Here is a 22,287-nt window from a genome sequence, read left to right as displayed (position 1 = left end):
ACCAAGTTGAATGAAACGAATTTTGCTTTTATTGTTGACAATTGCCTCGTTGCATGCAGGGGCACAAGTTTACAATAATGAATGGATTGATTACAATAAAACCTATTATAAGTTTAAAGTTGGTTCAACGGGCCTGTATCGCATTAATCAGACCTCTCTCGCATCGATAGGGCTGGACAACACGAACGCCGACCATTTTCAACTCTGGAGAAATGGAAAAGAAATACCATTATATACATCAGTTCAAAACGGGCCATTAGGTGCAAATGGCTATATAGAGTTTTGGGGTGAAATGAATGATGGGAAAGCCGATTTGCCATTATATCGCCAGCCAGATTATCAAATGAATGATAAATGGAGTTTACAAACAGATACCGCAGCTTTTTTTCTTACTGTTAATCCTAACGGAAACAATTTACGTCTTATTCCAACCATCAATGACGTAGCAGGCAGCACACTTCCTGCAGATCCTTATTTCATGTATACAACAGGAGTATATTATAAAAATAAAATAAATATTGGCCGGCAGGAATTGGTGGGAAGTTCATACACATATTCTTCCTCGTACGACATGGGAGAAGGCTATACTAGCGGCGATATTGCCAATGGTGCGTCAATCACGTCTAATATTGCTAATTTAAGACCATATACAGGCGCCGGGGCACCAGACCCGGTAGTTAAAATAAATGCGGCAGGAAATGCAACAAATGCGAGAAATTTCAGGTTAAGGTTAAATGGTGACTCTATTTTGGGAGCCGCAATGGATTACTATGACTATGTGAAGGTTTCGGGAACGGTACCCAATACTTTATTAAGCAGTGGCAGTGCCAGTTTCCAGGTTACAAATTTATGCACCAAACCATCTGATCGAATGGTGGTTGCCCAAATTGAACTAACCTATCCGCGTCTTTATAATTTTACAGGAACTGCTAATTTTTATTTTGAATTGCCCGCAAATACCGCGGGGAATAATCTTGTCATTACAGGGTTTAATTATAGCGGCGGGGCTCCCATACTTTATGATTTAACGAACGGTAAACGATATGAAGCAAATACGAGTACGGCGTCTCAATTAAAAATTGTTTTGCAGCCATCTTCAGTCGATAGGAAATTGGTTTTAGTAAGCCAGGCGGCAACTAATATTAAAAGTGTTATATCATTTGAGCAACGCAATTTTATAGATTATAAAATCACGGCTAATCAGGGTAACTATTTGATAATTACTCATCCGGTATTAACAGCTGCAAGTGGAGGAACTGATCCTGTTGAGGACTACCGGACTTATAGAAGTTCACCACAGGGTGGGGGGTATAATGCAAAAGTGTTTAACATCGATCAGTTGGTTGACCAATTCGCTTTCGGTATAAAAAAACATCCGCTATCGATCCGCAATTTTTTGAAATGGGCCAGAGCTAACTATTCTTCTCCGCTGAAAAGTGTCTTATTGATAGGTAAGGGTGTTGTCTATACACAGTTTAGGGCGCAGGAAAGTAATCCTGATATGGATAAATTAGGCCTGGTGCCAACTTTTGGAAATCCTGCATCCGATAACCTGTTAAGTGCTGTAGGAAGTAGTTCTGTTCCTCTAACCCCAATCGGCCGTATATCTGTCATTAATAAACAGGAACTCGTTGATTACCTTGAAAAGGTGAAACAATATGAGCAGGTTCAAACATTTACCTCCCCGGGAATTGCGGATAAAGCATGGATGAAAAATATCGTTCATGTAACAGGGGCTAGTGACAATAATACATCTGATATATTATTAGAAGCCTTGAATGGGCATAAAAAGATTATTGAAGATACCTCGTACGCGGGTAATGTTACCACCTTTACAAAAAGCTCTGCCGATGCAGTACAGCAGGTAAGCAGCCTTCGTTTGGAAAATCTTTTTAAAGAAGGGATAGGAATTCTTACCTATTTCGGACATTCTTCAGCCAGTACGCTGGAGTTTAACCTCGATAATCCCCAGGCATACAATAACCAGGGTAAATATCCTGTCTTTATCGTAATGGGATGTAATGCCGGAAGTTTCTATAACTATAATGTAGCGAGGTTCTCGACCAAGGAGACTATTTCCGAAAGATTTGTATTGGCAAAGGAAAGGGGGGCTATCGCCTTTCTGGCCAGCACTCATTTAGGCATTGTTCACTACCTCGACATTTATAATAGCAGAAATTACAATGCCATTTCCGTTGCAAAATATGGCGCCACTTTGGGAGAAATTATGGATGAAGCAATCAGGGAGGTGTTTGGCCTTACCACTGAAAATGACTTTTATGCAAGATTTCAATGTGAACAATTTACGTTACACGGTGACCCAGCTATACGACTCTACAATTTTGAAAAACCAGATTATGTAATTGAGGAGCCACTGGTTAAAGTATCTCCTTCATTTATTTCTGTTTCAGATTCCATTTTTAAAGTGAATGCCAGTTTTATGAATATTGGCAGGGCGATTAATAAAGATATCGTTGTAGAGTTAAAACGGACACACCCTGATCAAACCGTAGAAGTAATCAGAAGGGATACGATCCGGTTTACAAAATTCTCTGATTCTCTTTCTTATACGATTCCGATTGATGCTCTAAGGGACAGAGGATTAAATAAAATAACTGTGACCATTGATGCAGAAAACAACGTGGACGAGCTTTATGAAACTAATAATACTGTTACTAAAGATGTTTACATCATTGAAGATGATATAAAGCCAGTCTATCCATATAGCTTTGCCATTATTAATGATCCAAATATAAAATTAGTTGCATCTTCAGCCAATCCTTTTGCAAGGAGTAGGGATTATGTGATGGAGATAGATACTACTGAGCTGTTTGATTCACCATTCAAGGTTTCCCGGACACTAACATCAATTGGAGGCGTTTTTGAATTTGCCCCAGGTATTACTTTTACAGATAGCACTGTTTATTATTGGCGAGTCGGTTCGGCAGTAACTTCTGGAAATATAGTTTGGAATACCTCGTCTTTTCAATATATACAAAACGGAAATCCTGGTTTTTCGCAATCACATTATTTCCAACATGACAAATCCGAAAAATCGCGGATCGAATTGGATGATTCCAGGCAATGGAGCTATATACCGATCACCAATAACTTGCATATAAGAAATGGCATATGGGGTACCGCTATCACTCAAGAGGCTCAGCTCGTTGTCAATGTAAATGATTCATCATATATACGAAATACCTGCAATTATGGCTTAATTTTTAATGTATTTGATAAGAATACCTTCAAATCATGGAAGAATCAGGTGGTGACGCCAACAAGTGGACTTTATGGTAGTTTATATCCAGGCTGTGCGCCCAGCAGGATATATAATTTCGAATTTTCAAACGATAGCGTCGGACGAAATCGTGCGTTACAGTTTTTAAGACTAATACCTGATGGCAATTTTGTAGTATTGCGTAATCAGTTCAGATCGGCTCAAAACCAGAATCAATACGCAATTGACTGGTTGAACGACGAAGTGAAATATGGTGTCGGAAATAGTATCTATACCGAGTTAAGGAATCAAGGGTTTACAGCTATTGATTCCATAAACCGTCCGAGGGCATTTAGTTTAGTATATAAGAAAAACGCACAGCAAGAACAGGCAACCCAATTTGTTCTTAGTGATGGTATTCTGGATCCAATTAGTTTATCGGTCAACTGTATCACCAACGACTCTTTGGGTTTCATTATTTCGCCGAAAATCGGACCTGCAAAAAGCTGGACCCAATTTCATTGGAGAGGTAAGTCTGATGTTGCAGGCGGGGACAGTCCTACAGTTGAAATATTTGGGGTAAAAACAGATGGGACTGAAACACTATTGATAAATAACCTTGGCATCACTGAACAAGATTATGACATCTCTTCTATAAACGCGGTTGATTATCCTTACGTAAAACTGAGAATGCATAATTTGGATAATAACCATTTTACGCCTTACCAGTTGCGTTATTGGATGCTCACCTACAAGCCGGTTCCGGAAGGGGTTATTGCGCCAAATATTTATTTAAGTTTAAAAGATACAGTTGGATTAGATGAGCAGTTCAACTTTGGCATAGGATTTAAGAACGTGAGTAAAGAAAATTTTGACAGCGTTAAGGTAAAAGTAACAATTACGGATAAGAATAACTTTGAAAAAATCATTTTCAATTCCAAACAAAAGCCCCTTATCGCCGGAGATACGATCAAATTAAATGTCCCCATAACAGTCGACTCTTTGGCTGGTCAAAATACTCTTTTCGTAAACTTTAATCCTGACAATGATCAGCCTGAACAATATCTGTTTAACAACTATGCCATTAGAAATTTATATGTTATCCCCGACAGTCTAAACCCGATATTGGATGTAACTTTCGATGGTACGCACATTCTGAACAGGGATATAGTTTCTTCAAAACCGGGGATACTAATTAAGCTTACTGATGAAATGAGTTCGATGGCACTGGATGATACAAGCTTGGTAACTGTGAACATAAGATACCCAAATGGAGAAATTAAGCGCTTTTTCTTTAATGGTAATGATACTCTGCAATTTATTCCAGCTACGCAAGGATCAGGTACAGAGAATGCGGCAAGCGTCAATTTCAGGCCATATTTCCCTGAAGATGGTGAGTATGAATTAATAGTATCAGGCAAAGACCATAGTGGTAATTTTGCCGGCCAGCAATATAAAGTTGCGTTTACGATCATCAATAAGCCGATGATCTCAAATATGCTCAATTATCCCAATCCTTTTACAACGTCCACAGCATTTGTATTCACCCTTACCGGAGCTGAAGTGCCGCAAAATATACGAATACAGGTATTGACCATCACTGGAAAGATTGTAAGGGAGATAACTAAGGATGAGTTAGGTCCACTGCATGTGGGTCGTAATATAACCGAGTTTAAGTGGGATGGCACCGACCAATATGGGCAAAAGTTAGCCAACGGTATATATTTGTACCGGGTAATCACCAATTTAAACGGTAAATCCCTGGATAAGTACAAGGCTAAAGATGATAACACGGATAAATTCTTCAATAAGGGCTATGGCAAGATGTATTTAATGCGGTAATAAGTTTTTTAATATGTTATAGATGACGCAATTTTATTTTTCTAGCTCAATTAGTTCGAGTCTCTGAAAGTATGTAATTACGTCTAGCTTTAGTTTGTGAAGATTTTGCTGTAACATATTCCCGGAATAAACCTGGAACTAAAGACTTATTAATATATCAAAGAAAATGGAAGTATAAGAAGATGTCATAAAACTTTCTTTTTGCTCACAAAGAATATTATTTGAACAGAAATTTTTGAAAACCTAAAACTGCAAGTTTATTTCTTATAAATCGTTTCCCAATTTATCGAATCAACTTTTAACGCCACCTTTTGAAGCTCTCCTGTTTTGTCAAATATTTCCAGTTTTAAGCTGTCGCTTGTAAAATATATAGAGCCATTTGCCAAATTGGTTTTGATGGTTGATGCAGAAACTTTTGTGGAAAAAGGTATGTCAAATTGGGTATGCAAGGATTTTCCCTGCCAACATAATGGGCTATGACCAAAAAATTTGTCACTCAAGGTCGGGGCGATATCAATTAATGATGCAATCCTATTTTCTTTATACCAGGCAGTATCCTTATCATAAATTAAAATCGGCACTTCCAGCAACTTTTCATGCAAGCCCGTGCTATGGCCATAAAGCCCGTCTTCTCCGATGAGATCACCATGGTCTCCAACTATAAAAAGGGTAACCTTATCCAAAAGATTTTCTTTTTGTAATTTCTTGAAGACTTGCCTGATAACGTAATCACCCTGCAAAATTCCATTATCATAATTATTGATCAATACTTCTTTATTATTAGTATTAAGACCAATTTTGTCCGGCTTGTAAATCCGGAATTCAGGGTCTCTTTTTCCAACAGGATGAGTTGATAAAAGGTGTATGAAGATAAACGAACCAGGCTTAAGTGGAGTGCTTTCAATTTTTCTCAATGTTACAAGATCATCGTCAATAGCGGTATGATATGCACTTGTGCTTTCGTAAAAATTATCACAATTTCCTCTGTACATTGCGGACAAGCCGTACCATCCTGAATGATACCCTGTTAAAAATGCGGAAGTTGAATATCCAGATAACTGGAAATATTGCATCATGTTCAACTGTGAATAATTGAAATCGTCCCAGGCTTTTGAATAAAACAAGCCTGATATTCCTCCAATCGTATTGGTAGATGTTGAAAACGAATTTTTGATTTTAATAAGTTGCTTCTTTTTATAAAGGCTGTCGAGAAATGGAGTAGTATTCCTGTTATAGCCGTACATAGGCAGGTGATCACTTCTAAGCGCATCTAATAAAATAATTATTGCGATCTTGTCTTTAGCGGAGTTTTTTATTATTGAATTGATGCATTGCAAATCGGCGCCCGAGTTTTTATGGGTAGATGTCAGAAGTTGGTCAGAATACGTTTCCCACATCGGACCCAAGGCGAAATATAAAAGGGGCTCCTGGTTAAAGTGCATAGTTCTTTTCAGTTTTAGTATTGGCCGTCTAATAATAAAAACGGCTGTAATGGTCAATAAAGAAAGCAGCAAGATTTTTTTAATTCGAAAAGTATTAAAAGGGGTATTGCTTGCCCGCTGAAAGAAAGATTTTTTTATCCTGATAAAATAAAAACTTATGAAAACAACAATTACGTAAAGGATTAAGACTGTTAACAGCAGCCACTTTTCTACAGGTAGTATTGATAGGATGGAATCGAATGAAGTGAGATAATTTTTCAATATTTGGAATGTGATTGTATTGCCCCAGAAATGATTGCTGCCGATTACAACGGCGTAAAAAAGTCCTAGAAAAACCCAAAAGACCGCCGCTATGATGTTGGAAAGAGTAAAGGAAAGATTGATATTTTTTATGCAATACTTAAATATGTGTATCAATAAAATAATGATGAGTGTTAAGAAGGTTAAAGAGATGAGATGATAAAACCCTAGTTGATAGGAATATTTAAAAGAGTGGCACAAAACAAAGACGACCAGGCATCCAAGGGTAAAAACAGCAGTAGAGAACAGCTTCATTTGATCACTTTGTATAAGTAATAATGTAGTAAGGGGGTAAATGAAATAATCTAATCAATTCATATCGGGGAAAAACCTCTTTTAGTTCCGGGATAATCCAAAATGCATGAAAGAGAATAACTACTTTTCCTCCTGGCGCAGTATTTTGCTTTATTTTTTCCAGTAAAGTGCTCCTTTCATTTTTTTCAAAAAATGATAAAGGAAGCGAACAGATAACTAAATCGGCGTTTTGATTTACCCATTGAGTAAAATTCAAGGCGTCTTCCTCGTACACGTCAATTTGAGGAAATTTTCTTTTTAATTCAGCAGCAAAGTCATTGTTTATTTCAAAAGCGGCATATCGGCAATCGCTTTCTAGCCTCTTAACCAAGTTTTTTGTAATTTCTCCTTTGCCAGCGCCTAGTTCAACGACCATTTTTAGATTAGGTAGGTCCGCAGCCTTGGCAATTTTTTTTAAAACTCTCGAAGGAGTTTTAGCTAGCGCACCTGTTGTAAAAATATTTTTAAAATAGCTCATGTTTTTTCGTTCGTAAGGTGATTATCTTATAAAGTCCAAATACTGCCAAATGTATAACATAAGGAAATATTACCATTGTAAATCTGCTGTGCCAGTCGTCACATTGAAATGTCGCCCCTAATGGATACAATAATAACAGGGCGAATAGAAATATTTTAAAATTTTTCAAAGGTTTGATAAAGTAATATAATCCAGTTAATCCTAAGATATATATGGGGAATATGTACAGGCTTAAAAATAAATTATGGGAAGGTGAGTAATAACTCCTGGTCATATTAAAAAATGACGCAAGTTTCAGAAACATTAACCTGAGAAAATGAAGCGGATTGTGAAATATGTAATAAAAAATATCATTTACCGGATTATTCGTCTTTACGAAATCCAAGATAGCTCCTTCAGGTTTCAATGGTACAAAACAGATCACATGTTCCTCTAAAAAAGGCTTCATAGCATTCATGTCTTCACCTCCTGTAAATGCAGTGTTTAAAAGTAAGTACATACCGCCTAATAAGCACAAACAAAACATAAGGCTGAAAAAAAATAAAATCCTCGACTGATTTCTTAATAATAAGTACAAAATGGTTGGAGGTATAAATAGCAAACCATGTGGTCTGCAAAAAAACAACAATATCAAAAATGATAAAATGATAGCAGTACCCCTTATTCCCTTAGAACTGTTTTTGTATACAATATAAGTATAAATTAAGGTGAGGCTAATAAAAATTGAATCCGAATACAGATAGAAATTCCAGCTTTGTAGAGGAAAGAAAAACGCCAAAAGGATACAAGCATAAAATGCGACGCTCTCATTAAAGATATATTTACCCAATTTATAAAAGCTCCAAAGCGATACCCCAGATAAAAGCACCTGAACAATTATGATCAGATGAAACGATGTGTTTAGCAGTCGGCATAAAAATACGAGTAAGATCACAGGTAGGTAAAAGATGTATTTAGTTTCACCTAATTTGCCAGTTTCGAATAATAGGTTGCCTTGGATAATATACTTTTTTGCTTCAAGATCTGAAAAGATTCCAATTTTGTAGTAGAGGATCAATTGGACTGTAAAAAAAATCAGGAAAATGTAAAAGAGGGGACGAGATTTAACTGAGTGATGAAGTTTTTTTAAAAAGCCATTCATTGAGGCGGATTTTAAATTGTCGACAGAGATAATTTCCGGTTTATATACTTCCCAACCATATCAAATTCCAAATTAACAATATCACCTGGCAGTAACTGGCTGATATTAGTATGTTCAAAAGTGAATGGAATAATTGCCACTGTAAATCTGTTAACACCCACATTAAAGATAGTCAGGCTGGTGCCATTCATACAAATAGACCCCTTTTCGATCACCAATTCCGCGAACTTTTCGGGAAACTGAATTTCAAACTCCCAACTGCCTTCTTTTTCAATTCTGTTAACACAGGTACCAACCGTATCTACATGTCCCTGCACAAAATGTCCATCCAGCCGCCCGTTCATAGCAAGACACCTCTCCAGGTTGACCAATGTACCTGCCTGCCAGTTTGCTAAGTTGGTTTTTTGTAATGTTTCATCAATGGCCGTTACATGGTACAATGGGCCGTTCACTTCCTCGACAGTAAGACAGACACCGCTATGGCTGACACTCTGGTCAACTTTAAATTCACTGGCCAATGGCGATTCGAGCCAAAACGTTTTATTGGAACCGTTGGAAATAACATCCCGGACAATTGCGGTTGATTCGACGATACCTGTAAACATTCCGCAAATTTAAGAAAGGGAAATCGACTGAGGGATAAAGAAAGCAACTGTAAACCAATAATCTGTGGAAATGAAGATTTTTTGCCGTGAGTTGATTAAAATGTTTTGAACAGAAAATTTTATACTTATCTACATTCCCTTATCTTTGCCGTCCTAAAAACATACCAGGGAGGTATATACTATGTTAATTATTGATTCGAAAGATTGCGAAAATATCGACAAGGCGCTTAAAAAGTACAAGAAAAAGTTTGAGAAATCTAAGACCTTGTTGAAACTCCGTGAACGCCAAAGCTTTACGAAGCCTTCGGTGAAGCGCAGGGGGGAAGTGCTTAAAGCAATCTACAGGCAGAATATTGTTAGCGGAAAGATTGAGAAATAAGGAGAAATAAGTAGTTTATTTTTTGATAAATTTGAATAGCTACAAAGCTTTTGCTTTGTAGCTATTTTTTTATCGCAATACCAGCATGATGGCAAATGAATCCCCCGAAATTCAGTCGTTTATTGATTATCTCAAATACGAGAAAAGATATTCCTCCCATACCATCATATCTTACGAGACTGATATCAAATCTTTTTTTGAATACCTAGCGAAAAATTTTGGAGACACAGGACTGACGGCAATAACTCACAGTATTATACGCAGTTGGCTGGCTTCACTTAAGGAGGACAAACTGACTCCAAAATCAATCAACCGAAAAATCTCCACGCTGCGGTCTTTCTTTAAATATCACCTTAAAAGAGGAAATATCAGTACCGTGCCGACCGCCAATATTATTTCACCCAAAATTGGGAAAAGGTTGCCGGTTTTTGCAAAGGAATCAGAGACGACACTATTGTTAGAAACTTTAAGTGTGGCTACCGAAGACTGGAAGACGTTGAATGCCAAAATGCTGATCAGTCTTTTTTATGCCACCGGGATGCGACTTAGTGAATTGATAAACCTGAAGGAAAAACAACTCGATTTTTCACGATCTCAGGTAAGGGTGCTTGGAAAGGGAAATAAGGAGCGAATAATCCCGGTTGCCAGGGAATTATTGCAGGATATTGACGAGTATAAAGCTCTCAAAAAAAAGACGTTTGAAAATTCTGATGAATTTTTACTGGTAACAGAAAATGGCAAGAAATTATATCCCAAATACGCCTGGCTGTTGGTTAATAAATACCTTTCACAGGCCAGCACACTCGATAAAAAAAGTCCCCATGTGCTACGTCACAGTTTTGCTACCCACCTCATGAATAATGGAGCAGATCTGAATGCGGTTAAAGAACTGCTTGGTCATGCCAGTCTCGCTGCGACACAGGTATATACTCACAACACGATTGAGAAGCTAAAGGACGTTCATAAGAAGGCTCATCCCAAATCTTAAAATATCGGAATCAAACAATAAATTTCATAAGGAATAGTTTGGTTTTTTTTCATTTTGGCGTAACTTCATATTAACCACAAAAGCAATAAAATATGCAATAAATTTCCAATCTTATTATAAGCTCTTTATTTATTATTTCACCGTTAAAATGTGACGACTATGAATGTAAACATTCAAACTGTTCGATTTGATGCGGACATAAGGTTGATTGATTATGTAAACCGAAAACTGGAAAAATTAAACACCTTCCATGACCGCATCATCAAGGTAAATGTGTTTCTGAAGTTGGACAATGTAGTTCATAACATTAAAGACAAGATAGCTGAAATTAGAATCCATGTACCACGCCACGAGTTCTTTGTTAAATCAACCAGCAAATCATTTGAAGAATCTTTTGACGATGCCTTTGATTCTATCGTCAACCAAATAAAACGAAAAAAAGAAAAGCAAGCCGCCTAAAAAATTAGAAGACCTCCCCGGAGGTCTTTTTTATTTGCACCCTCTCTGAAAAGCAGGTAACCTTTTATCGGAAAAATCATTGGCTCATTTTAATCTATAATCTTATCATCGGTAAATGCATTGATGAATGTTGGTGAGGTCAATTACTTCAAGTCAATTTCGAAGGGCATGCAACTTGCTGAAAACAAATAAAAAATTCCGTGTGCAAAATTTTTGCAATTATCAAATTCCCTTACCTTTGCCTTCCTAAAATTTTAGGGGTAGTTCTTTGTAAATATATCGTTATGGCATCGAATCAGTTTCCATAACATTAAATAACGCCACTTTAGCTCAGCTGGTAGAGCAACTGATTTGTAATCAGTAGGTCGTTGGTTCGATTCCGACAAGTGGCTCGCAGCCAATTTAGGAATTGACAGTAGAGCATCCCGATATGAAATCGGGAAGGTCATTGGTCCGATTCCGACAAGTGGCTCGGAGTTTTGGACGAAATTCCTTACTCATGGGCAGATGGCCGAGTGGCTAAAGGCGACAGACTGTAAATCTGTTCTCTTCGGAGTACGGAGGTTCGAATCCTTCTCTGCCCACAGTTCTTTGCAGACCCGGAACCCTGGTTCCGGTTTAAGTTTTTCACCGGTATCAATGCCGGTTAAGCGGGAGTAGCTCATTTGGTAGAGCGATAGCCTTCCAAGCTATAGGTGGCGAGTTCGAGCCTCGTCTCCCGCTCTCAGGAAGAGCAGTCAAATTGGTCAAAAGGTCATTGGATCCGGCTTATTTGACTCGCTGACTTCAATGACTTAACCAGCCGTTGTAGCTCAGTGGTAGAGCACTTCCTTGGTAAGGAAGAGGTCGTGAGTTCAATTCTCATCAACGGCTCATCCCTGTCTGCCGACAGGCAGGCTTCGGTAAGCCAGGGATGAAAAGAGCTTACAAAAATGATGAATAGAGGACTGAAAGATGAAGTGTGCGACGCAACAGGAGATGATAGGTTTGCTGTCGCTGACTACATAAATAGAAACAAAAATTAGAAACACAACTAAAAACCGATAACAATGTCAAAAGAGACCTTTAAGAGGGACAAACCCCACGTAAACATTGGTACGATTGGTCACGTTGACCATGGTAAGACCACTTTGACTGCCGCTATTACAGAGATCCTTTCTAAAAAAGGCTTGGCGACAGCAAAAAAATATGATGAAATTGATGGAGCTCCTGAAGAAAAAGAAAGGGGTATCACGATCAATACTGCTCACGTTGAGTATCAAACAGACTCTCGTCACTATGCTCACGTTGATTGTCCTGGTCACGCTGACTATGTTAAGAACATGATTACTGGTGCTGCTCAAATGGACGGCGCTATCCTGGTTGTGGCTGCTACTGATGGTCCTATGCCTCAAACAAAAGAACACATCCTGCTGGCTCGCCAGGTAGGTGTACCCCGTATGGTTGTGTTTATGAATAAAGTTGACCTGGTTGATGATCCTGAACTGCTGGATCTTGTTGAAATGGAAATCCGTGATGAGTTGACAAAACGTGGTTTTGATGGTGACAATACTCCAATCATCAAAGGTTCTGCAACCGGCGCATTAGCTGGTGAAGAAAAATGGGTGGGTGCTATTACTGAGTTGATGGATGCAGTTGATACTTACATTCCATTGCCTCCTCGTCCGGTTGATCTTCCGTTCCTGATGTCTGTTGAGGATGTATTCTCAATTACAGGTCGTGGTACAGTTGCTACTGGTCGTATCGAAAGAGGTCGTATCAAAGTGGGTGAGGGTGTTGAAATTGTAGGTTTACAGGAAACACCACTTACTTCAACTGTAACAGGTGTGGAAATGTTCCGCAAATTGTTGGATGAAGGGGAAGCTGGTGACAACGCAGGTCTGTTATTACGTGGTATTGAGAAAACTCAAATCCGTCGTGGTATGGTTATCTGTAAGCCAGGTTCTATCACTCCTCATACTGAGTTCAAATGCGAAGTTTACGTATTGAGCAAAGATGAGGGTGGTCGTCACACTCCATTCTTCCAAAAATACCGCCCCCAGTTTTACTTCCGTACAACTGACGTAACCGGTGAAGTTGAACTGAATCCTGGTACTGAGATGGTAATGCCTGGTGATAACACTTCTCTTACTGTAAAACTGATCCAGCCAATCGCGATGGAGAAAGGTTTGAAATTCGCTATCCGTGAAGGTGGTCGTACAGTAGGTGCAGGTCAGGTAACTGAGATCATTAAATAAGAGAAAGCTGCGAGCTCCGAGCTTTTAGCTACGAGCCGTTAGGCTTTGCAAAAGATTTTTATATCTTTGCGACATATATGCTAAAAGCTGTTTCGGTAACACGGAATAGCTTTTAGCTTTCTACGGGCATGGTGCAACGGTAGCATACGGGTCTCCAAAACCTTTGATCTGGGTTCGAATCCTAGTGCCCGTGCAGGATAATTTGAAAATGAGCTTAACTTTAAAGCCTGATTTTCAAGCTGCGCAGTTTCGAAACAATCCCGCCCATGGCGAGGATTTTCAACTTTGAAAAATGAATAAAATAACAACTTATTTTAAAGAGTCGTACAAAGAGCTGACTGAAAAAGTGACCTGGCCAAACTGGGACCAACTTCAGCAATCAACCATGATCGTATTGGTATCGACATTGGTGATTACTGCTCTTGTTTCGCTGATGGACTTTGTAGCGGGTGGTGCTTTGAAGTTTATTTACAACCAATTTTTTAACTAATGGAAGCAACTACCAATAATACGGAAAATAAGCAGCAGGAATCGAAGTGGTTTGTGCTTCGGGTGGTGAGTGGCAAGGAGCGCAAGGTCAAGGAATATCTTGATAAAGAAATTTCAAGAGGTGGCTGGAGCGAGGTGGTAAAGCAAGTTTTCCTGCCGGTGGAGAAGGTCTACAAAGTGGTGAATGGTAAGAAGGTAATGCGTGAGCGGAACTATTATCCGGGTTATGTAATGATTGAAGTGTTAGAAGGAAAGTTGAGTGATGATTTGAGAGATACCATTAAAAACACCAATAGCGTTATTCATTTTTTAGGAAAGGAAAATCCAATTGCCCTCCGCAAGGCTGAGGTAAACAAAATGCTGGGTAAGATGGACGAGATGGCAGAAGCCGGTGGTATCAGCATGAGTGAGCCTTTCATCGTAGGCGAAACAATTAAGATCATCGAGGGGCCATTCAATGACTTTAACGGTGTGATCGAAGATGTGAACGATGAAAAGAAGAAATTGAAGGTAACAGTGAAAATATTTGGCCGCTCTACTCCTGTTGAACTGAATTATATGCAAGTCGAGAAACTTTCTTAAACTAATAATAATTTTCTTACGAAAGCCATCCGCATTTGTGGGTGGCTTTTATGATTATACAAGCATGAGGGCAAAATTTAAATTTCTGCTTATTTACTTTCTTAGCTGGGTCATTTTTTTTGAGCTGCTACGAATTGTATTCATGCTTTATCATTTTGATAAAGCCAGCCTTCTTTCTTTTCCGACAATACTTTCATCACTATGGTTTGGAGCTAGAATGGATTTGGCAGTGGCAGCTTATATTCTCGCCCCCGTTTGCCTGTTTGTATTGCTTAGTCTTTTTATTCATTTTTTCAGGCGGCTTTTGATCTACCGGGTATATACCTTCATTATGCTGCTACTGGTGGCTTTGATATCTTTTTTTGATCTTGAAGTATATAAGCAATGGGGATTCAGAATGGATACAACACCTTTGAAATTCGTGGCAAATCCGAAGGAAGCCTTTGCTTCAATTAGTCACCTGCCGCTTTTCTTTCTTACGGTTATATTTCTTATTTGCTATGGATTATTTTATTTCTGTTTCAGGTATATACTAAAGAGCACATTCTTTCAGCAACAAAATAAATTCAAGTTTGTTACTGCGGGATTGGTGTTGTTATTGATGGGCTGCCTGATCATTCCGATGAGAGGTGGTCTGCAACTGGCGCCTATCAATCAAAGCAGCGTCTATTTTTCCACTAACAATTTTGCCAACCATTCTGCTATTAATGCATCGTGGAATTTTTTACATAGTCTTACCAGCAAAGGCTCTTCCGGAAAAAATCCTTATCAATACTTGTCAGCGCAGGAAGTAAAGCGGATCACCGACAGCTTATATAATCATAGCTCTAAGACAGAAAAAGTCGTCAATGTTTCTCCTGGGGACCCATTAAATATTATCGTCATTATTTGGGAAAGCTTTACTGAAAAGGCTTTGCATATTTCAATCGATAATAAGGAAGTTACGCCGCAATTTAACCGGCTTAAAAAGGAAGGGATTTACTTTAGCAATTTATATGCAAGCGGTGATAGAACGAATAAAGGTATTCCTGCCATATTGAGTGGCTATCCCGCCATGCCCAATACTACCGTCATTCATTCGCCGGGTAAATCTCAAAAATTAGAAGTGCTGTCAAAATTGTTTAAGGAAAAAGGATATAGCACACCATTCTTTTATGGCGGAGAGCCAGAGTTTGCCAATATTAAATCTTACTTACTTACAGCCGGGTTTGATCCAATCGTTGGAAAGGATGATTTCGGCGAAAAGGACATGAATTCCAAATGGGGAGCTCATGACGGTGTGGTAATGAGCCGCGTCTTTGCGGATTTGAATAAAACGAAACAACCTTTTTTTGCGACCTGGCTCACACTAACAAGTCATGAACCTTTTGAGACACCGGTGCCCCCTGTTTTTGCAGGAAGTGGCAACACAACAAAGTTTCTAAACGCAATACATTATACCGACCAGGTTATAAATGATTTTATTGCAAAATGTAAAGTGCAACCCTGGTGGAGCAATACTATTATTATCATTACAGGTGATCACGGGCATCCCCTTCCGGAAAGCAAGAACAAAGCACAGGATTTTAGAACACCCATGCTTTGGATAGGAGGGGCTTTGAACAAAACCGGTGTTATCATTGATAAGGTAATGTCCCAACTCGACATAGCAGCGACCCTATCCTCACAGACTGGATTGGATACAGTGGCTTTTCCGTTTAGCAAAAATGTGCTGGACACATCCGCAAAGGCCTGGGCCTTTTTTTCTTTCAATGACGGTTTTGGTTTTGTAGATTCAACAGGAAGACTGGTGTATGACAATGTCGGCAAACGTCCTATTTTATCCGAAGGCAGAATTTCTGAAAATGGAACAAAGGCCGGGCAGGCGATGATGCAGTTTGTTTATGATGATTTTTTAAAAAAATAGATGCTTTTAGTAATACATATTGTTGATTAACAAGGGGATCTTGATATGATCGTGAATCAGGCTTTATATATGGAATATCTTTTTCTTAAAAAGCCTTTTCTAAACCATTTTTTACGCCTACCTTCGCCGCCCCAATTAGTTCTTTAGACATCCGCCAATTGGCGGAATGAGGAATTTGGGAGTTCCGACGTTTACAGTCGGAACGCTTGAACCAATAAATCAAAGAAAAATGGCAAAAGAAATCTCTGGCTATGTAAAGCTACAGTGCAAGGGTGGCCAGGCCAATCCTGCACCTCCGATCGGTCCTGCATTAGGTTCCAAAGGTGTTAACATCATGGAATTTTGCAAGCAGTTCAACGCAAGAACTCAGGACAAAATGGGAAAAGTGCTTCCCGTATTACTCACAGTTTATACTGACAAAAGTTTTGATTTTGTAATCAAAACACCTCCTGCAGCTATTCAGCTGATGGAAGCCGCAAAAATTCAAAAAGGTTCCAAAGAGAGCAACCGCAACAAAGTAGGTAAAGTAACCTGGACCCAGGTAGAGGCAATCGCAAAAGATAAGATGCCTGACCTTAACTGCTTTACTGTAGAGAGTGCCATGAAAATGGTAGCTGGTACAGCCCGCAGCATGGGACTGAATGTAGAAGGTAAAGCTCCCTGGGAAAACTAATTCAAAGAATTAAAAACGAATTACAATGGCATTCATCAGTAAAAAAAGAAAAGTTGTAAACGCAAAGGTGGATAAAAACAAAGCTTATTCATTAAAAGAAGCGTCTACTCTCGTAAAAGAAATTTCTACCTGCAAATTTGATGCATCGGTAGATCTGCATGTGCGTTTGGGTGTTGATCCTAAAAAGGCTGACCAGGCTATCCGCGGAACAGTTACTCTTCCTCACGGAACTGGTAAGACAAAAAAAGTATTAGTGCTTTGCACTCCTGATAAAGAAGCTGAAGCAAAATCAGCCGGCGCTGACTTCGTTGGCCTGGATGAATTTGTAACAAAGATCGAAGGCGGTTGGGTAGATGTAGATGTTATCATCGCTACTCCATCAGTAATGCCTAAGATCGGTAAGCTGGGTAAAGTATTAGGTCCACGTAACCTGATGCCAAACCCGAAGACAGGTACGGTTACTAATGACGTAGCTAATGCTGTAAATGAAGTAAAAGGTGGTAAGATTGCTTTTAAGGTTGATAAAGTCGGTATCATTCATGCTTCAATCGGTCGTGTAAGTTTCAGCCCTGAAAAGATCGCTGAAAACAGCCAGGAATTGCTGAACGCAATTATCAAAGCAAAACCTTCTACAGCGAAAGGTATTTACATGAGAGGAATCAGCATGGCCAGTTCAATGAGCCCTGGTATTGCTATTGACACAAAAGCATTTGTTCACTAAATCAATAAGTGATTAAAAAATTACTATCATGACAAAAGATCAAAAAAATGAAGTGATTGAACTGCTGAAAGGCAAGTTCTCTCAATATAACAACTTCTATGTTACAGATACAGAATCACTGACTGTTGCGCAAGTGGGCAAATTGCGCCATGCTTGTTTCGACAAGAAGGTGGAAATGAAAGTGGCTAAAAACACTTTAATCAAAAAAGCTCTTGAATCTTTGGACAGCGAGAAGTATTCAGGTGTGTATGACTCTCTGCATAAAGTAACAGCTTTGTTATTTTCTGAAAATCCTAAGGAGCCTGCGCTCATTCTTAGTTCTTTCCGTAAGGCAAACAATGGCGAGAAACCAGAACTGAAAGCGGCTTTCATCAATGGTGATATATACACTGGTGATACTAGCCTGAAAGCTCTTACCCAGATTAAAACGAAGAATGAGCTTATTGGTGAAGTTATCGGCTTGTTGCAATCTCCTGCTAAACGTGTATTGGCTGCTTTATTGCACCATCACGAGCAGAAAACCGGCGGAGCTGAAGCTACAGCAGAATAATTTTATTCAATACTCTACCCGGCCGGATGGTAAAAAAGTAAAGGCAGCAACAAATTTTTTTAATAACTCCGTCGGAGCTAATCCTAAGCAGTGAAGACGGTAAAAATTTAAACAAAATGGCAGACGTAAAAGCATTAGCAGAAAGCCTCGTAGGCTTAACAGTAAAAGAAGTTCAGGAATTAGCTGATTTCTTAAAATCAGAATACGGCATCGAACCGGCAGCAGCAGCAGTTGTAGTTGCAGCAGGTGGTGAAGGTGGCGCAGCAGCAGTTGAAGAAAAAACTGCATTCAATGTGATCCTGAAAAGCGCAGGTGCTTCTAAACTGAACGTAGTTAAAATCGTAAAAGATTTGACTGGTTTAGGTTTGAAAGAAGCGAAAGACCTGGTTGATGGTGCACCAAAAGCATTAAAAGAAGGTGTTTCTAAAGCAGAAGCTGATGATATCGCAGCTAAGCTAAAAGAAGCAGGTGCTGAAGTTGAAATTGCTTAAATTATTTTAAAGCATAAAACAGGGAAACCCTTAGCGATTGCTAAGGGTTTTTTTATTTCACGATATAGTTCAGAACTCAGTTAGCACCTCATGTAAGAAAAAAACCTGCACATTCTTGCAAACAAAAAAATAATAGAGAAGTGTTAAGTTATTTTTTGCTAAATCGTTTTTGTTCTATAATTTGACTCCAGATTCTAGCTAGTATTACAAGCCTATCCAGGTATATCCGGGATACCCTTCTCAACCATCATCATGAGTGCAAAGAGTCAGCAAATACTGTAGCACCTGTTTTGTTGACTAAGCGATTGACGTTTTTATAACACAACTAAAAAAAACTTGCGTATGAAAAAAGATCTCTCTCTTTTCAAGCTGCTCCTATGCGGTTTACTCTCACTTTGTTTTGTTTATTCGGGTTATTCTCAGTCTAAAACAATTAGCGGCAAGGTAACGGGCAAGGACAATTCACCATTAGAGGGTGCCACGGTCAATGCTAAAGGATCAACCATTAGCACTCAAACAAAAGACGATGGAAGTTTTAGCATTCAGGTACCTGCATCAGTTTCGGCGCTCATTGTTTCTTTTGTTGGGTATAATGACAAAGAAGTTGAGATTGGTTCTTCAACCATTTTGAATGTCAATCTGGTCGCCGGATCTGAATCCTTGCAAGATGTGGTAGTGATTGGTTACGGTACACGCCGTAAGTCAGATCTTACTGGTTCGGTGAGTACAGTTAAAGCTTCACAATTGCATGAACGTCCTGCATCGTCCTTGAGCCAGGCTTTGGCCGGGAGGGTTACTGGTGTACAGGTCAATTCAAACTCAGGCCGGCCTGGAGGAAGAACGAATGTCCGGATTCGTGGATTTAGTTCGATCAACTCTTCCAATAATCCATTATATGTTATCGATGGGGTGATGATACCTATGGGTAACCAGGCACAGGCGAGCCAGGCAATCGACTATATTAATCCAAATGATATCATATCTGTTGAAGTTTTGAAAGATGCTTCATCTACCGCGATATATGGCGCCAGGGGTGCGAATGGGGTGATTCTCGTGACCACCAAAAGAGGTAAAGCTGGTGGCGGAAAGGTCACCTATGATGCAGATTTTAGTGTACCAACAATCGGACCCATTAGAGCAAAAGTCTTAAATGCAAAAGAATTTTTAGCTGTTGAAGACGAAGCTTACAGGAATATGGAAAAGTTTGATCCGGCAGGTTGGGCGGCAGGTAAGTATGTTGGAAGAAACCCTGCACTTGCCAGGACAGACCCAAGGCTTTTCGATGCAAACGGCAATCCTTACTATGATACCGACTGGCTGAAGGAAGCTACCCAGAACAAACTTTCCAATAACCAGCAGTTAGGTTTCTCCGGGGGCAATGACCATAGTAATTACTCTGTTTCTCTCGGATATCGTAATGACCAGGGACTTATTCTTACTTCTTATCTAAAAAGATATTCAGCCAGGTTTTCTTTTGATGATCAAATCAAGGCATGGTTAAAAATAGGAGGAACCCTTAGCTATACGAATCAGTCTGAAAATATAATCGATCAAAGTGACCAGGTAAACCGTAGCATCGTAGAAGATTTTCCTTTTCTTCCTGTAAAGTATCCAGACGGTACCTGGGCTGATAATAGAAACTATCCCAATGCGGAAGGACGTGATAACGTAGTGCACCGCGTAACAGATACAAGGTTTATCTTGAATACACAAACAACATTGGGTAGCTTTTATTCGAATATTAATCTCGCTAAGGGCCTGGAAATGCGAACGGTTTTAGGAGCTAATATCATAAGCCAGGAAAATAATGGATCCGAGAGCCGCACGTTGGCAAGAAACCAAAGGGGAATTGCTCTTTCGAACAACCGGAAAGAAACATTTTGGTCGCTTGAAAACTACTTTACTTATAACAAACACATTAACGAAATTCATTCGATCAATGCATTGTTGGGACTTTCCTGGCAACATACAAACTTTTTCAGCAGTGGTGCGAGGATAGAAAATTTTTCAACTGATTACTTTTCTTATAATAACCTGGGAGCAGGAAGTACTAATCCCAGCGCTTCTTCCAACGCTTCAGAGTTTGCGTTCAATTCTTATTTCGGAAGGATCAACTACACTTTAAAAGAAAAGTATTTAGTGACTTTTACAGGTCGTATGGATGGCTCATCCAAATTTGGAGAAAATCATAAATATGCGTTCTTCCCTTCTGCAGCATTGGCCTGGAGAGTTTCCGAAGAAGATTTCCTGAAAGGACATCCCGTGATCTCAAGTTTGAAAGTACGTACAAGTTATGGCTTAACTGGTAACTCAGAAATACCGCCTTATTCTTCGCTATCCCTTTTAAGTTCAAACTACGCCGCGGTTATTAACAATGCGCGGGTGGGAGGAACAGGTGTGAACAGGTTAGCCAACCCGAATTTAAAATGGGAAAAAACTGCTCAAACGGATTTTGGCGTAGAGTTAGGATTGTTGAAAAATCGAATCACTCTTGAAGCAGACCTATACTATAGAAAAACTACAGACATGCTGCTCGATGCGCCAGTCCCACGCACAAGCGGTTATGCTGTGATCAGGAAGAACGTAGGGTCTATGGAAAACAAGGGCCTCGAACTTGCATTAACCGGGGTTGTCATTGACAAGAAAGATTTCAGTTGGTCTTCTACCCTCAATATGTCGATGAACAGGAATAAGGTCCTTTCGCTCGCAACACCTGCCGACATTTTCAATGTAGGGGGTGCGAATTTTACCAATCCTACAAATATCATTCGAATCGGAGAGGCTGCTGGTTCTTTTTGGGGTCTTGTACGGCTAGGGACATGGAGTGAAGCCGAAGCAGCTGAAGCAGCAAAATTTACAAGCTATCGGAATAATTTAACAATTCTGCCCGGTGATATAAAATACCTGGATGTAAATGGGGATTACAAGATCACTGATGCAGACAGGATGATTATCGGAAATGGAAGTCCAAAGGCCTTTGGTGCGTTTAATAATAATTTTCGTTATCGGAATTTTGGGTTATTGTTTGAATTGCAATATTCCTTTGGAAATGATATACTCGATATGACATCGCACTCAAGTGAAGACAGGGTCTCCCTTGCTAACAGTTATAAAACAGTCCTGAACGCATGGACACCGAAAAATCAAAATACGCCAATTGCCCAATTACGGGATACAAGAGCGGGATATGTTACTAATGTAGACACACGTTGGATCAAAGACGGTTCTTTCATTCGCGGCAAAAACATTTTATTGAGTTATAACTTACCCTTAAACCTCGTCAATAAATTAAGTCTTGAAAGAATTAGGATCTATGCATCTGTTCAAAATCTTTTCATCATCACTTATGATGACCTGAATGGAGATCCTGAAGCAACTCCTACCGGCGGTTATGCAGATGACGGAAGGAATGTCTTCTCGCAAGGCATGTTTTGGCATAGCTACCCCAAACCGACTCTTTATATGTTGGGGATTAACGTAGGATTATAAT

General features: G+C 39.3%; 17 protein-coding genes and 5 tRNA genes. 18 read left to right on the top strand and 4 right to left on the bottom strand.

What is annotated here, in order from left to right; translation table 11 throughout:
• Positions 1-10: 10 nt before the first annotated feature.
• On the top strand, positions 11-5,062 hold the full coding sequence (gene porU2 / locus ACFEL9_RS01985) for a putative type IX secretion system sortase PorU2 (protein WP_385885659.1): 5,052 nt from the start codon (positions 11-13) through the stop codon (positions 5,060-5,062).
• Positions 5,063-5,319: 257 nt separating this feature from the next.
• Here porU2 and ACFEL9_RS01980 read toward each other — a convergent pair whose 3' ends face one another.
• The 4 genes from ACFEL9_RS01980 to ACFEL9_RS01965 form a co-directional block, all read right to left on the bottom strand.
• Positions 5,320-6,504: a sulfatase-like hydrolase/transferase gene (locus ACFEL9_RS01980; protein ID WP_385885657.1), complete on the bottom strand. Its 1,185-nt coding sequence runs from the start codon at positions 6,502-6,504 to the stop codon at positions 5,320-5,322.
• A 559-nt stretch (positions 6,505-7,063) separates the two neighbouring features.
• Positions 7,064-7,576, bottom strand: a complete 513-nt coding sequence (locus ACFEL9_RS01975) for a class I SAM-dependent methyltransferase (RefSeq protein ID WP_385885655.1) — start codon at positions 7,574-7,576, stop codon at positions 7,064-7,066.
• Positions 7,563-8,717 (bottom strand): glycosyltransferase family 39 protein, encoded by a 1,155-nt coding sequence (locus ACFEL9_RS01970; protein WP_385885653.1) that lies wholly within the window; start codon positions 8,715-8,717, stop codon positions 7,563-7,565. Before ACFEL9_RS01970 ends, ACFEL9_RS01975 begins: the two co-directional genes overlap by 14 nt.
• An 11-nt stretch (positions 8,718-8,728) precedes the next feature.
• Positions 8,729-9,322 (bottom strand): riboflavin synthase, encoded by a 594-nt coding sequence (locus ACFEL9_RS01965; protein ID WP_385885651.1) that lies wholly within the window; start codon positions 9,320-9,322, stop codon positions 8,729-8,731.
• Positions 9,323-9,503: 181 nt separating this feature from the next.
• Here ACFEL9_RS01965 and rpsU point away from each other — a divergent pair, with 181 nt between their 5' ends.
• From rpsU to ACFEL9_RS01880, 17 genes are all read left to right on the top strand, one after another.
• Positions 9,504-9,701, top strand: coding sequence for a 30S ribosomal protein S21 (rpsU, locus tag ACFEL9_RS01960; protein ID WP_276500644.1), 198 nt, complete (start codon positions 9,504-9,506; stop codon positions 9,699-9,701).
• Between the two features lie 88 nt (positions 9,702-9,789).
• Entirely contained in the window at positions 9,790-10,689 is a 900-nt protein-coding gene (locus tag ACFEL9_RS01955) for a tyrosine-type recombinase/integrase (RefSeq protein ID WP_385885649.1), read from the top strand.
• Between the two features lie 159 nt (positions 10,690-10,848).
• Positions 10,849-11,148, top strand: a complete 300-nt coding sequence (locus tag ACFEL9_RS01950; protein ID WP_276500646.1) for an HPF/RaiA family ribosome-associated protein — start codon at positions 10,849-10,851, stop codon at positions 11,146-11,148.
• A 319-nt stretch (positions 11,149-11,467) separates the two neighbouring features.
• Positions 11,468-11,540, top strand: a tRNA-Thr gene (locus ACFEL9_RS01945).
• 109 nt (positions 11,541-11,649) lie between these two features.
• Positions 11,650-11,732: transfer RNA gene (locus tag ACFEL9_RS01940), tRNA-Tyr, on the top strand.
• A gap of 66 nt (positions 11,733-11,798) precedes the next feature.
• Positions 11,799-11,871, top strand: a tRNA-Gly gene (locus ACFEL9_RS01935).
• Positions 11,872-11,949: 78 nt separating this feature from the next.
• Positions 11,950-12,021: transfer RNA gene (locus ACFEL9_RS01930), tRNA-Thr, on the top strand.
• A 176-nt stretch (positions 12,022-12,197) separates the two neighbouring features.
• Positions 12,198-13,385, top strand: a complete 1,188-nt coding sequence (gene tuf, locus ACFEL9_RS01925) for an elongation factor Tu (RefSeq protein WP_385885647.1) — start codon at positions 12,198-12,200, stop codon at positions 13,383-13,385.
• Between the two features lie 122 nt (positions 13,386-13,507).
• A tRNA-Trp gene (locus ACFEL9_RS01920) sits at positions 13,508-13,578 on the top strand.
• A 99-nt stretch (positions 13,579-13,677) separates the two neighbouring features.
• Positions 13,678-13,875 (top strand): preprotein translocase subunit SecE, encoded by a 198-nt coding sequence (gene secE, locus ACFEL9_RS01915; protein ID WP_385885645.1) that lies wholly within the window; start codon positions 13,678-13,680, stop codon positions 13,873-13,875.
• Entirely contained in the window at positions 13,875-14,456 is a 582-nt protein-coding gene (gene nusG, locus ACFEL9_RS01910; protein ID WP_276500649.1) for a transcription termination/antitermination protein NusG, read from the top strand. The genes secE and nusG overlap by 1 nt, the downstream gene beginning before the upstream one ends.
• A gap of 142 nt (positions 14,457-14,598) precedes the next feature.
• A complete protein-coding gene (locus ACFEL9_RS01905) occupies positions 14,599-16,362 on the top strand; it encodes an LTA synthase family protein (protein ID WP_385885643.1) in 1,764 nt (587 codons plus the stop codon).
• Between the two features lie 229 nt (positions 16,363-16,591).
• Positions 16,592-17,035 carry a 50S ribosomal protein L11 gene (rplK, locus tag ACFEL9_RS01900; RefSeq protein ID WP_385885641.1) on the top strand — a complete coding sequence of 148 codons (444 nt, stop codon included), beginning with the start codon at positions 16,592-16,594 and terminating at the stop codon, positions 17,033-17,035.
• Between the two features lie 25 nt (positions 17,036-17,060).
• Complete coding sequence (gene rplA / locus ACFEL9_RS01895; RefSeq protein ID WP_385885639.1) at positions 17,061-17,756, top strand: 50S ribosomal protein L1; 696 nt, start codon at positions 17,061-17,063, stop codon at positions 17,754-17,756.
• 28 nt (positions 17,757-17,784) lie between these two features.
• Positions 17,785-18,306, top strand: a complete 522-nt coding sequence (rplJ, locus tag ACFEL9_RS01890; protein ID WP_385885637.1) for a 50S ribosomal protein L10 — start codon at positions 17,785-17,787, stop codon at positions 18,304-18,306.
• 116 nt (positions 18,307-18,422) lie between these two features.
• Entirely contained in the window at positions 18,423-18,797 is a 375-nt protein-coding gene (gene rplL / locus ACFEL9_RS01885) for a 50S ribosomal protein L7/L12 (protein ID WP_385885635.1), read from the top strand.
• A 342-nt stretch (positions 18,798-19,139) separates the two neighbouring features.
• Positions 19,140-22,286, top strand: a complete 3,147-nt coding sequence (locus ACFEL9_RS01880; RefSeq protein ID WP_385885633.1) for a SusC/RagA family TonB-linked outer membrane protein — start codon at positions 19,140-19,142, stop codon at positions 22,284-22,286.
• The last annotated feature ends 1 nt before the right edge of the window (position 22,287 follow it).

This window comes from Terrimonas alba, assembly GCF_042434975.1.
Taxonomy (GTDB): domain Bacteria; phylum Bacteroidota; class Bacteroidia; order Chitinophagales; family Chitinophagaceae; genus Terrimonas_B; species Terrimonas_B alba.
The sequence above is the reverse complement of the archived record's forward strand: the minus strand, read 5'-3'. Positions and strand labels throughout refer to the sequence as shown.

Bases quoted from the DNA above. Each gene is read 5' to 3' on its own strand.
- porU2 (WP_385885659.1), top strand. From the start codon at position 11: ATGAAACGAATTTTGCTTTTATTGTTGACAATTGCCTCGTTGCATGCA.
- ACFEL9_RS01980 (WP_385885657.1), bottom strand. From the start codon at position 6,504: ATGCACTTTAACCAGGAGCCCCTTTTATATTTCGCCTTGGGTCCGATG.
- ACFEL9_RS01975 (WP_385885655.1), bottom strand. From the start codon at position 7,576: ATGAGCTATTTTAAAAATATTTTTACAACAGGTGCGCTAGCTAAAACT.
- ACFEL9_RS01970 (WP_385885653.1), bottom strand. From the start codon at position 8,717: ATGAATGGCTTTTTAAAAAAACTTCATCACTCAGTTAAATCTCGTCCC.
- ACFEL9_RS01965 (WP_385885651.1), bottom strand. From the start codon at position 9,322: ATGTTTACAGGTATCGTCGAATCAACCGCAATTGTCCGGGATGTTATT.
- rpsU (WP_276500644.1), top strand. From the start codon at position 9,504: ATGTTAATTATTGATTCGAAAGATTGCGAAAATATCGACAAGGCGCTT.
- ACFEL9_RS01955 (WP_385885649.1), top strand. From the start codon at position 9,790: ATGGCAAATGAATCCCCCGAAATTCAGTCGTTTATTGATTATCTCAAA.
- ACFEL9_RS01950 (WP_276500646.1), top strand. From the start codon at position 10,849: ATGAATGTAAACATTCAAACTGTTCGATTTGATGCGGACATAAGGTTG.
- tuf (WP_385885647.1), top strand. From the start codon at position 12,198: ATGTCAAAAGAGACCTTTAAGAGGGACAAACCCCACGTAAACATTGGT.
- secE (WP_385885645.1), top strand. From the start codon at position 13,678: ATGAATAAAATAACAACTTATTTTAAAGAGTCGTACAAAGAGCTGACT.
- nusG (WP_276500649.1), top strand. From the start codon at position 13,875: ATGGAAGCAACTACCAATAATACGGAAAATAAGCAGCAGGAATCGAAG.
- ACFEL9_RS01905 (WP_385885643.1), top strand. From the start codon at position 14,599: ATGCTTTATCATTTTGATAAAGCCAGCCTTCTTTCTTTTCCGACAATA.
- rplK (WP_385885641.1), top strand. From the start codon at position 16,592: ATGGCAAAAGAAATCTCTGGCTATGTAAAGCTACAGTGCAAGGGTGGC.
- rplA (WP_385885639.1), top strand. From the start codon at position 17,061: ATGGCATTCATCAGTAAAAAAAGAAAAGTTGTAAACGCAAAGGTGGAT.
- rplJ (WP_385885637.1), top strand. From the start codon at position 17,785: ATGACAAAAGATCAAAAAAATGAAGTGATTGAACTGCTGAAAGGCAAG.
- rplL (WP_385885635.1), top strand. From the start codon at position 18,423: ATGGCAGACGTAAAAGCATTAGCAGAAAGCCTCGTAGGCTTAACAGTA.
- ACFEL9_RS01880 (WP_385885633.1), top strand. From the start codon at position 19,140: ATGAAAAAAGATCTCTCTCTTTTCAAGCTGCTCCTATGCGGTTTACTC.